The sequence below is a fragment of the Paenibacillus sp. V4I9 genome (genome assembly GCF_030817295.1).
Taxonomy (GTDB): Bacteria; Bacillota; Bacilli; order Paenibacillales; family NBRC-103111; genus Paenibacillus_E.
Map to the genome: position 1 here is coordinate 1124298 of NZ_JAUSZE010000001.1, position 14146 is coordinate 1138443.

Sequence of the window (14146 nt, forward strand, 5' to 3'; positions counted from 1 at the left end):
AGGTTGGGAAGCACTTGTGATGAAAAGAATAACAATGCTAATAGTCATAACTGTCGCCGTATTCGTATCTGTTTTTTTTGCTTATAAATCAGCGCAAAAAGAAGCAATATCAATTGCTTTTAATGGTCAAGAAGATAAATACACAGTCACAGGTGCAGAGATTGTTTGGTTTAAATTAGCACCATATTGGAACGTTGGCTATCTATACAATAGTGTAGAAGCCAATATTTTAGTTGATCCTCTGACAAAGGAAATTATTGCAGAAGCCAATGTACCGTGAAGTGGTAAAGACAATTAAAAGGCTATCCAAGTTGGGTAGTCTTATTTTGTTTCTTTAGATACACTGATTCGCCCTTTAGCAGGTATTGGTAAGGCTAGAAAAGTAAGAATGAAAAGCTTCCGATTACCAGCACAGCAAGGTATACTGAAAGTAACAGCTTATCCTTTTGGGATGAACGTCACAATAGATTGCAAACGCATACATTGAAATGCGTAATGATTACTCTCAATATGATCGCAACACGGAATCGTAAAGGAAATGGGGACATTTACTATGCTGTTCAAGAGAGAGAGAAGCATTAATGTTAACGTTAACAAAGGAAGGCACCGCGTGTTTGCACGTATTCTCGTTCCATATCTTGTGTTTCTGATGCTGCCGATGATTATTGGCTGGGTTATTTATCAGAAGACGACTGCGTTGATCGAAAGCGAAGCAACCGCGAGCCATATGAACCTGTTGGAGCAGAGTAAAGATATCCTCGATCGAAGATTGGAGGAAATCTCCTCGATTACCCAGCAGTTAGCGGCCGATACAAGAATTATGAGGTTTCAGTCTGTCACTGATCCATTTGAGGGGACGAATACGTACCGGATATTGGATACGAATAAAAGCTTGTATGATTACAGGATGTCTAACAATTTCATATTTAATTATTATGTATTGTTTAAAAATAGTGAAATGGTGTTAACCCCGGGGGCTAGTTACTCTTTTCAGCATTTTTTTGATCGGGTAGCTCGTTACAGCAAGCATGATTATGATTCATGGTATGACTTCGTCGCAAAGCAATTTCATACCCGCAAAACATTTGCGTCTGAGGAAGTCATCGTACAGGGTGTCCCCTATTCTATGCTAACGTATATGCAATCGCTTGGGTACCCCGGAAATCCCCAGGGCGCCATTGCTGTCATGATAGACCAGAAGGAAATCCAGAAGCTTTTTCAAGGGCTGAACATTTCCGAAGGTGGTTGGGCTTATATTGTGGATGGTGAGGGGAAAATCATCAGTGAGCTTTCGGCGAGTAAAGCCCCCTTACCGATCGAGATCGGCAATCTGATTGGCGATAAGGGCGTAATCGAGCAATCGCTGCAATCGAATCAGATGATGATTACCTATACGAAATCCTCCTATAACGGTTGGACGTATCTGGTTGGAGAGCCAACCTTTGTTGTATTGGAGAAGGTTCGTTATATTCAGAAAATCATTTTCTCTTTAACGTTCGTCTTTCTTGTCGTGGGTGTCTTCATCGCATATGTGCTGGCTTATCGCAACAGTAAACCGCTAAGGAATATCGTAAACATGATCCTTGAAAAAACGGACGTAGTCTCGCACCAGAAAGATGCCTTTAGATTAATTGGAGAAACGGTAACCGGTTTGTTCAACAATAACCACAGGATGAAGTCCGAGATCGAGCAGCAGGTTCCTTTGCTGCGGGCAGCGTATTTTCAACGGTTGTTGAATGGGCAATTTATTTCGGCACGTGATGCAGATGCACTCTTAAAGTATGTCGGTATGGATTTGCAAGGGATGTTATATCGGGTCGCTGTTGTTCATTTGCGAGGCTTCGATAACGGCTATAATGATAACTTGCTGGAAGAACTGGATATGAAACGTTTACTGGCTAAAGAAATGTTGAGAAGGACGATCGATCAGGAAGGCTTTGTTTACGATATAGCGGAGGATCAATTCGGGGTGCTTTTCTGTTATAGAGCTGAGCAGTCGGAACTCTACAAGGAGCCTATTGAGCAGAAGCTGAAGGAAGCCAATGAGGAGATGAAAAGCCAGTTAAAGCTGGTGTCTGTCTATGGTGTAGGCGGCTTATGTGATAGTCTCACTAGTATCTCCAGATCGTATGAACAGGCCAGAGAAGCTTTGAACGTACAATTAAGGAAAAATGAGAATGAAATCGTATGGTATGACGAGCTCCCGACGGATATGAACAACTACTATTTCCCGCAGGATGTGGAGATCCGTTTAATCAATTTGGCCAAAGCGGGGGACCATACTGAGGTTCAGCATACGCTTGATGAGATATACCATGAGAATTTCGAGCTGAGGCACCTTTCCTTTGCTGTTATGCAGTTGTTCTTGTTCGAAATGTGGGGAAGTCTGGTGAAGTTGCTGCCGCAAATGGAGCTCGATCAGCAGGAGATTTACAGACGGATCCAGTCACTGAGCAGCGAGATTGACTCCTATGAAAATATGCGCAAAAATTATCAGTCGATCCGCGTAACCTATCGATGGATATGCGAAAGCGTGAACGAGCACAAGAAAAGTCAAAATGTGCAGCTGATTCAAAGTATTCTTGGCATGCTGCAGAACGCATATACGGACAGTGAGCTTTGCCTGGATGTAGTGGCCGATCGTTTTCGCATCTCGAAAGTGTATCTCTCCCAATTCTTCAAAGAGCAAACGGGCATTAATTTCTCTGACTTTTTGGAAAATCTGCGCATGGATCGGGCCAAAAATCTACTGCAGACAACTGACCTAACGATTCTTGAAATTTCCGATAAGGTTGGCTATAGCTCCTCCAATACGTTTTGTCGGGCATTCAAGCGGCTGCATGGCGTCAGTGCGACCTCCTATAAGAAATTACACGGATAAGAATGCGGCACTTTTGTGCCGTATTCTTTACTTTTGCACATCCGTTTAGAAGTGCACATGAATGAATCTTAATAATTGCACATAAAGAAAGCGCTTTCTAATTTACGGCTTGTGGCGGTTTCTTGTATCGTTAAGATATCAATTGAAAGGGGGAAGAGCGCACAATGAAAGAGGTTGTATTAACCAAAGCAAGCACGGGAGCAAGCAGTCTGCTGTTTGCCGCAAGGAAGCAAATGAAGAAAAGCTGGCAATTGTATGCCTTGCTTGCGCTTCCAGTCATCTACGTCCTTGTGTTTAAATATTATCCAATGTACGGGGCGCAGATTGCCTTCAAGGATTATATTGCATCCAAGGGTGTCGCTGGGAGCGAGTGGGTCGGCATGAAGCACTTCATCCGATTTTTCAACTCTTATGAATTTGTGAAATTGATGAAAAACACGTTGATCATCAGCTTGTACAGCTTGCTTGCCGGGATTCCGTTTCCGATTATTCTGGCCTTATCCTTGAATTATGTGAAAAACCAGTTATTCAAAAAGTCCGTACAACTGATTACTTATGCTCCCCATTTTATATCTGTCGTCGTGATGGTAGGTATCATCATAGAGCTGCTGGACCCCCGCAATGGACTAGTGAACATGCTGCTCGGTCAATTGGGATTCAAAACGATTAATTTTATGGCCAAGCCGGAATATTTCAGTTCGATCTATGTCTGGTCTGGTATTTGGCAAAATGTAGGTTTTTCCTGCATCATTTATTTAGCTGCTTTAGCGGGTGTTGATCCCGCACAGCATGAAGCGGCTGTTATTGATGGAGCAAGTAAATTTCAGCGCATGCTGCATATCGATCTGCCGAGCATCGTTCCGGTTATGATTATTCTGCTTATTTTGAACACCGGACATATTCTGGATCTGGGCTTTGAAAAGGTGCTGTTATTGCAAAATCCGCTTAACTCGCGTACCTCTGAAGTCATTGATACGTTCGTGTATAAGGTCGGTCTTGCCTCCCAGGCGATGAATTACTCTTATTCCACGGCAATCAATTTATTCAAATCGGTCATTGGTTTGATTTTACTGATCTCGGTCAACCAAATGGCCAAGAAAGCTAAGCAGGAAAGTCTATGGTAAGGCGGATAGAGGGAGGAAGTCATCATGGAGCAAGCTAACATTCGGGAAGCCAGCAATGACCGTTGGTTTAACGTGATCAATTACACGGTGCTTACCTTATTTCTCATTGTAGTGATGTATCCGCTTGTGTTTATTGTAAGCGCATCCTTCAGCAGCCCAGACGCGGTTATCTCCGGGAAGGTGTGGCTATGGCCGGTTCAACCTACACTCGACGGTTATGAGGCTGTATTTAAACATAAGCTGATTTGGAGCTCGTTTCGCAATTCCGTTATTTATACGGTTCTGGGTACAGTCATCAATGTCGCACTAACGATTATGGCCGCATATCCGCTCGCACGGAGAGACTTGTATGGGAAAAATGCCGTCATGCTTTTGCTGGTGTTCACCACCATGTTTTCTGGCGGGCTCATTCCGAGCTACTTGTTGGTCAAAGATCTCGGCATGCTCAATACGATCTGGTCGATGATTTTGCCCGGGGCTATGAGTGTATTCAATGTCATTATTACGAGAACTTATTTCAAAACGACGATACCGGATGAACTGCTAGAAGCCGCTCAGTTAGACGGCTGTAACGATTTCAAGTTTGTATGGCATGTCGTGATTCCGCTGTCTGGTCCGATCATTGCTGTCATTACCCTGTATTCGGCGGTAGGTTATTGGAATCAATATTTTAATGCGTTGATCTATTTGAAGCAGCCGAGCCTTTATCCATTACAGCTTGTACTTAGGGAAATACTCGTTCAAAATGAGGTAGATTCCGCTATGCTGTCCGATCTGGGTCAGGAAGCGAATCGGGAGGGCCTACGGGCACTGCTTAAATACTCTCTCATTGTCGTCTCGTCGCTGCCACTTATGATGATTTACCCTTTTGTACAGAAGCATTTTGTTAAGGGAGTCATGATCGGTTCGTTGAAAGGTTAGTCATTCAATGAAAATTTTTCTAATGAAAAATTCCAGGGAGGGTTCTTTTAGATGAAAAAATGGATGGTAGTAAGCTTAGGGCTAGCTTTGTGTACAGTCTCAATTTTAAGCGGTTGTTCAGATAAAGAAGCAGCGCAATCAGATGCGGCCCCTAAAGTGTCAGAGGACCGGGTGACTGCGGCAGGGGAATTACCTATCACAAAGGAAAAAACAACCTTAAAGGTGCTTGTAAAAGGAAGCTCTTTTGTTGAAGATTTTGCGACAAATGAATATACGAAGTATCTGGAGGAGAAGACGAACATTCATATCGTGTGGGATGTTGCCCCGGAGAAATCGGCGGTAGAAAAGCTTAATCTGGTGCTCGGAAGCGGAGATTTGCCTGATGTGATCATGGGTTTTGACGTTAGCCCTACACAACAGCTGATCTATGGCAGCCAAGGCGATTTCCTCGATTTAAAGCCTTTTATTGATAAGTATGGCGTCGAAACCAAGAAGATGTTTGAGCAGGTTGAAGGAGTGAAAGATGCGATTACAGCGCCAGGCGGTAAAATATACGGGCTGCCGCTTGTGAACGAGTGTTTCCATTGCTCCATGTCCCAAAAAATGTGGATTTACAAGCCATGGCTCGATAAATTGGGGCTGGCTGTGCCAACAACGACGGATGAGCTATACAAGGTGCTAAAGGATTTTAAAACGAAGGATCCGAACGGCAATGGAAAAGCAGATGAGATTCCGCTTGCAGGTGCAGCGGTTGGACCTGCCGTCAATATCGATTCGTTTCTTATGAATGCTTTTATTCTAAATCCTAATAGTACCAACCGATTGTACCTTAATAACGGCAAGGTCGATGTGCCTTATAACAAGCCGGAATGGCAAGAGGGCCTAAAGTACCTGAACAAGCTATATGCCGAAGGTTTGATCGCGCCGCAGTCCTTCACACAGGATCGGGATCAGGCGAAGCAAATGGGGGAAAATCCCAACATTAATATATTGGGCGCGGCGATAGCCCAGCATAATGGGACGTTTACAGCTTTTAACGGACCGAGCGGAAGATGGCTTGAAGTTACCGCTGTTCCAGTGCTCAAAGGGCCGAAAGGCTTACAAGTTGCGCCGTACACGAATAGCGTCTCACAAGGGCGTTACGTCATTACGAAAGCGAGTAAAAATCCAGAAGCCGCCTTCCGTCTGGCAGATCTGATGTACACTCAGGAGATGACACTGCGCAACACAGAAGGACGTCCGGATATAGAATGGAAAAATGCGGCTCAAGGTGAGCTCGGCATCAATGGCAAGCAGGCCATCTGGAAATATACCGACGCCAAGCTGCCCAATGTGCAAAATGTGAAATGGGCACAAACCGGGCCGTCGCTTAGAACGAACGATTTCCGCTTAGGCTTGGTTGCCGATCCGAAAAACCCATTGGAAGTTATTTTGTACAATGAAACGAAAAACAAGTACGAGCCTTATAAGCAGAAGCTGGATACTGTTCTACCGCAGCTGTTCTTCACGAACGAGCAGGCGATGGAGCTAGCTGATCTCGAGAAGACGATTACTGATCATGTCAAAGAGATGACCGCGCGTTTCATCATCGGGGATGCAAATCTGGAGAAAGAATGGGACGGCTATCTGAAAAATTTGGATAATATGAACCTGAAGCGTTATCTGGAAATTTACCAAGCTGCCTATGATGCGAAGAAGAAGTAGATTTGTATAATCGATAAATGGGGTCGACAATCCAGCGAATAGTTCTGGAAGTCGGCCCTTTACTGTGTACGCTCCCCGCCATCGTTGTTTTCGATAAAAAATCATTTCTTACGTCAAAGACGCCTTCTGTGAAAACGGTTATATTCTGAGGTGGTGCTCACCGATCGGAATTAAAACGGTGTATGCATCTACATGTGATGAGCTAGGCCTGCAAATAATTTGGCGTGTTCACTATCGCGGCCATCTCCGGTGAACGGGAAGCAGTATGGGGAAATCCGCATGAGGCTCCATCTGATACCAATAGGCAACGGAGGAAAGTCCAATCTGTTGAATCGTGACGCGCAGATCGCTCTCGAAATGGATGGGGTCTGGAAGATGCCAGCGATACAGTCCATGCATAGGCACGGAATCTTCACCAAACTTCTCTTTGAGGGTCGTATCCGATTTGGAATAGTATGGGTATCCTAGATAGGGAGTGCTGTATGACACCTCGACGGGGATCCCGTTTTCTTTTTCGTAAAAGCACCAGGCTCCACCGAAGTAATCCTCCGTCCCCGTCCCGCAGAGAGTTGGCCATTCTTCATCTCCGTCCAAATAAAATTTAATTTCCCCCTCGCCCCACCAATAACGTTCTAAGGCTGCCCATGCCAAATAGGTACCGACATATTGGGCGTGAAAGTAAGCCGTTTTCTCAGGGAGCGAATCTACAAGCGTATAATGAAATTGATAGAAGAAGCCGTGAATATCCTCGGCGTGTTGATTCTCGATCGTGGATGCCAGTTCCTTGAATATCGGCCAGAACGACTGTTTCTCCTTGAGGTAAAGTGATGCACGGCCTGCCTTTGCGAGTAATACCTAAATTGCTTGCTGCTTTCCCGCCTTGTCCCTTCTCACCGGTCGGATTCTCTGCCGTGATCCAGCGAGTTCGACCTTGTGTCAGGTATGGAGCTACAGAGAGTTCATGAATAAAGCCTTGATTTTGCGACATAGGAACATCCACCTTTATCATTATTGTTATGCGAACTTGAAAACATTATATAATGAAGGTAAGCGCGTTCATTTAGCCAAAGTTAGTTAAAAGTTAACCATTATTGCTGAAAAGGAAGGATTCTTTCTGTGAGCTTATCAATTAGGATTTTCCGGTATTCATGCCTTCAGTCGAGCTTTTAAGAAAAAAGTGGGGGTTTCGCCTGCTGGCTTTAGGAAGGAATGCCGTGATGAGCATTGCTCAGAATCAGTAAGGTCTTCTATTTAAACCAGCCCTTTTTCCAAAACCAAGCGAACATGCCGAATCCAATTCCGAACATGATCAAGAGAATTCCAAAATAACCCCCGTGCCACTTCAGTTCAGGCATATAAGCGAAATTCATCCCATAAAGACCAGCAATGAACGTTAATGGCATGAAGATCGTCGTGATTACGGTCAACGTTTTCATGATGGTATTCATTCGGTTTGAATTCAGGGAGATGTAACTATCCCTCATATCAGCCGTCATGTCGCGGTTTGAATCAATCATTTCAGACAACTTGAGCAGATGATCATGGATGTCCGTGAAAAAGACGAGCTGCTCACGGAGATGCTCGATACGATCTGTATTGATGACCCTGTACAGCAAGTCACGCATGGGCACGATGGTGCGGCGTAATTTTAACAATTTGGCCCGAATATCAAAAATATGTTTCATTAAGACTTCAATCGATTCGGCATCAAAATTGTTCTCGATATCATCCAATTGATCTTCGATTTGGTAAACACTTGGGAAATATTGATCCACCAAATTATCAAGAATTAAATAAGCCGCATAAATATGACCTTCATTCCGCAAATGTTCTTGTTCTGAAATTCGGCTCCAAGCATCCTCAATTTCCCTTGATTCATGCAAATGAAAGGTCACAATGTAATTGCTTCCCAGAAACATATCCACTTCTTCAGCATCCAGTGTCATCGCATTAATCCCATGCATCACAAAAAAGTGAACGTTCTCATAGTGATCCATCTTCGGTCGTTGCAGTAAGAAAAAGCAGTCCTCTATGGCCAACGGATGAAAATGGAAATGCTCTTTCAGATGCAGCGCTTCCTCTTCGCTCGGATTATGAAAGTCGACCCAATACCACTTAATGTTCGGGCCTAGAAGCTCCTCGAAGGGGACATTATGGAGCACATTGAAGTCCATGGTAATAGCAAGGGAACGAATCATTAGTAAAACTCCTTGGGTCATATTTTCATCTGCTTAATTTTACCATACAATAGTGAAAGTTCAGAAATGCTTGGTCCCTAGCACAAATAACGTATATTTGGAAAGAAGGATGACAATGAGGCTCTCCGTTTGTATGGATGCGGTTTATAGCAAGCATGATTTTGCTCAAAGTGTTAAGGAAGTGAAGCGAATTGGCTATGATACGATTGAATTTTGGGCGTGGTGGAATAAAGATTTGGATGAAGTCGCGCATGTTGTGAAGGATGCTGGTGTTTCGGTTGCTGCCTTTTGTACCAAATTTGTGAGCTTAGTCGATGAAACCATGCGTGAAACTTATATAGTTGGACTTACCGAATCCATTGCGGCAGCGAAGAGCTTGAATTGCTCTCAGCTCATTTCGCAAGTGGGTCAGGAATTAGAAGGCGTGCCCAGAGAAGTGCAGCGTCAATCATTGATTGATGGACTAAAAGCATGCGTGCCGTTATTGGAGCGGGAAGGGATAACATTATTGGTAGAGCCGCTGAATACACTTGTGAACCATCAAGGATATTTCTTAGCTTCATCTGAAGAAGCATTCGATATTGTGAAGCAGGTGGGGAGCCAGCATGTGAAGGTGCTGTTCGATATTTATCACCAACAAATTACCGAAGGTCATCTTATTACGAATATTCGTGAAAATATGGCTTGGATAGGCCATTTTCATGCAGCTGGTAATCCGGGGCGGCATGAGCTGAGTAACGGCGAGTTGAATTACGAGCAGATTTTCAAGGCCATTGATGAAACCGGCTTCACTGGGCATATCGGTTTAGAGTATTTTCCTCTGGAGGAACCGAGTATTGGGTTAGAACGTCTTATTAATGACAAGTGAAAGCCATAAGTTGTACGCTGTACAACAATATCCTTGATATCTTCCTTCCAAGCTGAAGATGTTGTATTTGATACAACAATTTAGCCGTATTTCATACTAAAAAGGCCACTTTTATGCGAATTTCGTACAACATTAGTTATGTATAGGAACTGAGCTTGATTTAGGCCTCGAAATAGTGTTTTGCATCGGCGGATAGGCTTTTGGGAGGTAGTGCTTGTGTGAATTCACACAAGCACTTTTTTTATGGTTAGCGGATGAAGCGCATGGCTTTCATCCACATGCACGAAGGCGTCGTACCGCCGAGCCATAAGAGAGGGAACATAATTCCCTCTCTCATGACCAGGGCGGTACACGACCCCGATGGCACGGTGCCCCAGCACCTCGTGCCCGAGAATCGGATCCTCCTTGCTGAGCAGGAGGATCTGATCATGCGCGCCGGCGCGATGCATGAGCTCCTCCCAGCTGCCCGGCTGGGCAGGTGGCACTTGCATCGTCGCCATCGGCGCGCCCCAGGATGTCGCGGCGATGACCGTGCCGCGGTAAGTGCCGAAGCCGATAGCGAACACATCGGCTTCGCCGTGCGCTTCGCGCACGAGCTGGCCGACGTTCACCATACCGTCGGCCAACATATCTGTTGCACGCGCGTCGCCGACGTGCGTGTTGTGCTCCCAGACGATGACTTTGGCGTCTGGGCCGTGGTGGTTGACGAGGCGGCGCAGCGCCTCGACCATGTGTCGGTCGCGGACGTTCCACGATTCCGCGTCGTGACGAACCATGGTGCGGTAGTAATCCTCAGCGTTCACAGCAACAAGCGCGTTCAATTCCGCGCTAAGCGCTGCTTCGCTGTCTTCTTCGTACCGCACGCGTTTCGCGTGAAGCGCTTGAAGCAGCTTCACAACCTCATCTTGGCAGCTTTCGCCGTAAAAAGCCGCCGAAACCCCGTAATTTTGCCCCTCCTTCTCATAAGAGTCGAAGCACTCAAATGCCTTCCGCGCCATAGCTAACTGCTCAGGTGTGCCTTTTTCCTGTAAATAACGTTCGATCTCTTCTAGGGACTCCCATAAACTGTAGACGTCTAAACCGTAAAACCCGACTCGCTCTTCCATCAGCTTATTTGCATTGTGCTGGTTAAGCCACTCCATCAACTCTCCAACCTCTTCATTGGCCCACATCCACGTCGGCCAACGATTAAAAGTTTCCATGACCTCGCGGGAGCTCGGCTTTGCATCCTTGTACTGCTTCACATAGCGGTTAATCTCATAACAGGACGGCCAGTCGCCCTCGACAGCAATAAAAGAAAAACCTTTCGTTTCAATCAATTTACGGCTCAGCTCCATGCGAAGCTTATAAAATTCCGATGTACCATGCGTTGCCTCACCGAGTAAAACGTACTTCTTGTCTCCGATTGCTTCTACTAATACATCCAAATCTTCGGGGGTGCTCAGCTGCACAGCTTGCTGTCTAATCTGTTCCACAATGGCGTCTTCAACTTTCACTTGTTTGACTCCTATTCCTAAAGATTTACATTCTGTAGTATGTACAAAAGTGCATACAAAAAAAGCCATTTGAATGGAATCGCCTTTTTTTGTAACACAATTGGAACATTCCTGTTACAGTTCTCTAACATAATGGGTGTATTATAATAAACAAGACCCCCCTTTTTTAATATAAACTTTGGACCTGGCCCCGTTGGCTAGGTCCCTTTTTTTGTTTGGAGGGTCGAAAACCTTTTTCGTAAAGCAAATATTCATTGAACTATTAAACAAAAACAAAGATAATGAACTCACTTACTTCAGGTGGGGAGGAATATATGTGATTAGGATGATTATTGCTGACGATGAACCAATCACCCGAATGGGGTTGCAGTCCTTAGGATGGGAAGAAGAAGGCTTTGAGTTGGTAGGGTTGGGGGCTAATGGATTGGAGGCACTAGAGCTGATTCGAGCTGTTAATCCAGATCTAGTATTGACTGATATTAAAATGCCCGGTTTAGACGGACTAGCCTTAATGGAGCTGGTACAAGCAGAGAATCCATCTATCAAATGGGTGTTTATTACAGCCTACCACCAGTTGGATTACGCAATGACAGCAATAAAATTGGGGGCAGTCGGTTTTGTATTAAAACCTACCGATCCAGATGAAATCATGCTGGCTTGCAGAAAAGCCAAACAAGTGATTCAAGAGGACCGTCAGCGAAATGAGCTTGAACTTGGTCTGCGGCATCAGTTGAAGGAATATTCGTTTACACTGCAAGGCATGTTGCTACCGGAAGGTGAAATATCCAAGCTGAATGAAGTGATTGCGCAAATCATTGAATATATAGAATTAAATTACATGCAGGAAATGACCATTGCCAAAGTTGCGGACATGCTTCATTATCATCCAGACTATTTGAGCCGCTTATTTAAGAAGGAAACAGGAGAAAACTTCTCGGATACACTCACCCGAATTCGTATGCAAAAAGCTGTGGATATGCTAGCAGACCCCCAGGTTAAAGTATTTGAAATAGCCAGTCGGGTGGGAATTCGAGATTCCAGGTATTTTGGACAAATGTTTAAAAAACATTACGGACAAACGCCAAACGATTTTCGTAAGCAATTATTTATAAGACATGCGGAATTAGGCGGGCACCTCAATGATACGTAACCAGCTAGCAAGTAGGTTGCGGCAATGGATACTAGACATGAAGATTCAAAAAAAATTACTAGTGTCCTTCCTCATTTTGAACCTTATTCCATTAGCTGTGATCGGTACGTTAACTTATCAAAAATCACGATCGCTCATACAGGAAAAAACAAACGCTTACACCACCGATTTGTTAACCGAAGTAAGCAAAAATATTGAATTCAAGATGAAGGAAGTCAAGCGGGTGTATTATTCCCTTTTTACGAATAAAGAAATAAGGGATGCTCTTAAAAAAGCCAATCTAGGCTTTCAAAATCAGTTGGAATATTTAGACGAAATCAACAAAATTAAGCTCTTGTTGGATGGTGCCATCATTGATAGCGAAGACATACAGGACATCAGCCTTTATGCTTTAAATAAAGATGTCTTTCCATCGGGAAATGTCTTGAAATCCAATGATTTGGACATAAACGATTGGGATGTACTGAAAGAGAATGAGGGCAATTTAGTTTGGATGAATACGAATCCCGAGCAGCTAACGATTACAGCTAGAAGTTCTATGTTTGATGTAGGAAACCTGAAGAAAATCGGCTATTTTGAACTTCATCTTAAAGAAGACGCTTTATATTCGGTTTTTGCGCAGACGAAATTAAACAATGAAGGCGAAATGTATATTATCAATCAGAATGGAAGGATCATTTCACATTCGAATAAATCCTTGATTAATACGACCCCTGATTACCCGTATATAACTCGCGTGTTGCATGGACCTGAACAAGATCATACTAGCGAGATGATGGACGGGATTAACTATATCATTACTTATCATGCCATCGGGAATACCGATTGGAAGATCGTCAGTGTCATTCCGGATGCTAAATACTCCCAAACGTCTATTGAATTGAAAAATTGGATGTTTATTATCTTCATTATCTGTATTGTCGTTGCATTATTAATCGCCTATTTTGTGTCGAACAGTATATCTAAACCCATTCGTCAGCTTTCCGCGATGATGAAAGACGTGGAAAAAGATCGCTTTGATATTCAATTTAATTACAATTCCCGCAATGAAATAGGTGTTATGAGTCGAAATTTCAACCGAATGATCGATCGAATCCATCATTTAATTAATACGGTTTATCAAGAGGAACTATTGAAACAGCAGTCGCAATTAAAATATTTAATGTTTCAAATTAACCCTCATTTCCTTTTTAACACACTAGAAACGATCAATTGGCTTGCGCGCATGAAGAACGTTCCTGAAGTAGGGAAATTATCCAAAGCGTTGGGTGATTTAATGCGGGAAGGAATCAAGGGAAAAGAGTACATTCCCCTTGACAAGGAATTGGACAACGTTAATAAGTATGTCTATATTCAGCAATATCGATATGGAGATAAAATTACCATTTCTATCGACATAGATACGATGGCGCTACCCTTGTTAGTTCCGCGATTTATTCTGCAGCCGTTGGTGGAAAATGCGATTATTCATGGTATGGAAATGAAGATTGACCAAGGGCTTATTGAGATTCGCGGTTTTTTTGAAGATGATTTATTTAACATTACCATAAGTGATAACGGAAACGGTATTGAGGCTGAAAGACTAGCGCAGATTCGGGAAAATTTGCAAGTGACTGTTGATGATTCAGGTATGGGGATTGGATTGATTAATGTACATCAGCGGGTTCAATTGCATTACGGAAAGAGATTCGGCTTGCAGATTGATAGCGTCGTAGGGCAAGGTACAATGATAACGTTATCCTTACCACGTAAAGATGAGAAGAGGTCGGCAGATTCAACCATGAAGTAAGGAATACCGCATACT

The 14146-nt window shown here is 43.8% G+C and carries 12 protein-coding genes; 8 read left to right on the forward strand and 4 right to left on the reverse strand.

The genetic code is table 11. The annotated features are described in order from the left end of the window. The first annotated feature begins 19 nt into the window (after positions 1-19). From QFZ81_RS05550 to QFZ81_RS05570, 5 genes are all read left to right on the forward strand, one after another. Entirely contained in the window at positions 20-280 is a 261-nt protein-coding gene (locus tag QFZ81_RS05550; protein WP_307447137.1) for a hypothetical protein, read from the forward strand. A 273-nt stretch (positions 281-553) separates the two neighbouring features. Then, positions 554-2881 (forward strand): helix-turn-helix domain-containing protein, encoded by a 2328-nt coding sequence (locus tag QFZ81_RS05555; protein WP_307601849.1) that lies wholly within the window; start codon positions 554-556, stop codon positions 2879-2881. Between the two features lie 164 nt (positions 2882-3045). Then, positions 3046-4005, forward strand: a complete 960-nt coding sequence (locus QFZ81_RS05560) for an ABC transporter permease (protein ID WP_307447132.1) — start codon at positions 3046-3048, stop codon at positions 4003-4005. Positions 4006-4029: 24 nt separating this feature from the next. Further along, positions 4030-4926: a carbohydrate ABC transporter permease gene (locus QFZ81_RS05565; protein ID WP_307601852.1), complete on the forward strand. Its 897-nt coding sequence runs from the start codon at positions 4030-4032 to the stop codon at positions 4924-4926. Between the two features lie 51 nt (positions 4927-4977). Continuing rightward, the gene (locus tag QFZ81_RS05570; RefSeq protein WP_307447126.1) at positions 4978-6630 is read left to right on the forward strand and encodes an ABC transporter substrate-binding protein; all 1653 of its coding nucleotides are present in this window, start codon (positions 4978-4980) and stop codon (positions 6628-6630) included. A 231-nt stretch (positions 6631-6861) separates the two neighbouring features. On the opposite strand, the gene QFZ81_RS05575 is transcribed toward QFZ81_RS05570, so the two are convergent. The 3 genes from QFZ81_RS05575 to corA all read right to left on the reverse strand — a co-directional run bounded on the left by QFZ81_RS05575 (position 6862) and on the right by corA (position 8828). Continuing rightward, positions 6862-7281, reverse strand: a complete 420-nt coding sequence (locus QFZ81_RS05575) for a DUF2961 domain-containing protein (RefSeq protein ID WP_307601853.1) — start codon at positions 7279-7281, stop codon at positions 6862-6864. Positions 7282-7321: 40 nt separating this feature from the next. Further along, complete coding sequence (locus QFZ81_RS05580) at positions 7322-7618, reverse strand: hypothetical protein (protein WP_307601855.1); 297 nt, start codon at positions 7616-7618, stop codon at positions 7322-7324. Between the two features lie 259 nt (positions 7619-7877). Continuing rightward, positions 7878-8828 carry a magnesium/cobalt transporter CorA gene (gene corA, locus QFZ81_RS05585; RefSeq protein ID WP_307447121.1) on the reverse strand — a complete coding sequence of 317 codons (951 nt, stop codon included), beginning with the start codon at positions 8826-8828 and terminating at the stop codon, positions 7878-7880. 133 nt (positions 8829-8961) lie between these two features. Between corA and QFZ81_RS05590 the strand changes: the two genes are divergently transcribed. Next, the gene (locus QFZ81_RS05590) at positions 8962-9696 is read left to right on the forward strand and encodes a hydroxypyruvate isomerase family protein (RefSeq protein ID WP_307601857.1); all 735 of its coding nucleotides are present in this window, start codon (positions 8962-8964) and stop codon (positions 9694-9696) included. Between the two features lie 224 nt (positions 9697-9920). Here the strand turns inward: QFZ81_RS05590 and QFZ81_RS05595 are convergent, their stop codons facing one another. Next, positions 9921-11192, reverse strand: a complete 1272-nt coding sequence (locus QFZ81_RS05595; RefSeq protein ID WP_307447114.1) for an erythromycin esterase family protein — start codon at positions 11190-11192, stop codon at positions 9921-9923. Positions 11193-11517: 325 nt separating this feature from the next. Here QFZ81_RS05595 and QFZ81_RS05600 point away from each other — a divergent pair, with 325 nt between their 5' ends. Together QFZ81_RS05600 and QFZ81_RS05605 are read left to right on the forward strand one after the other, a co-directional pair. Further along, positions 11518-12342, forward strand: coding sequence for a response regulator transcription factor (locus tag QFZ81_RS05600; protein ID WP_307606834.1), 825 nt, complete (start codon positions 11518-11520; stop codon positions 12340-12342). Between the two features lie 37 nt (positions 12343-12379). Further along, entirely contained in the window at positions 12380-14131 is a 1752-nt protein-coding gene (locus QFZ81_RS05605; protein ID WP_307601859.1) for a cache domain-containing sensor histidine kinase, read from the forward strand. Positions 14132-14146 lie beyond the last annotated feature (15 nt).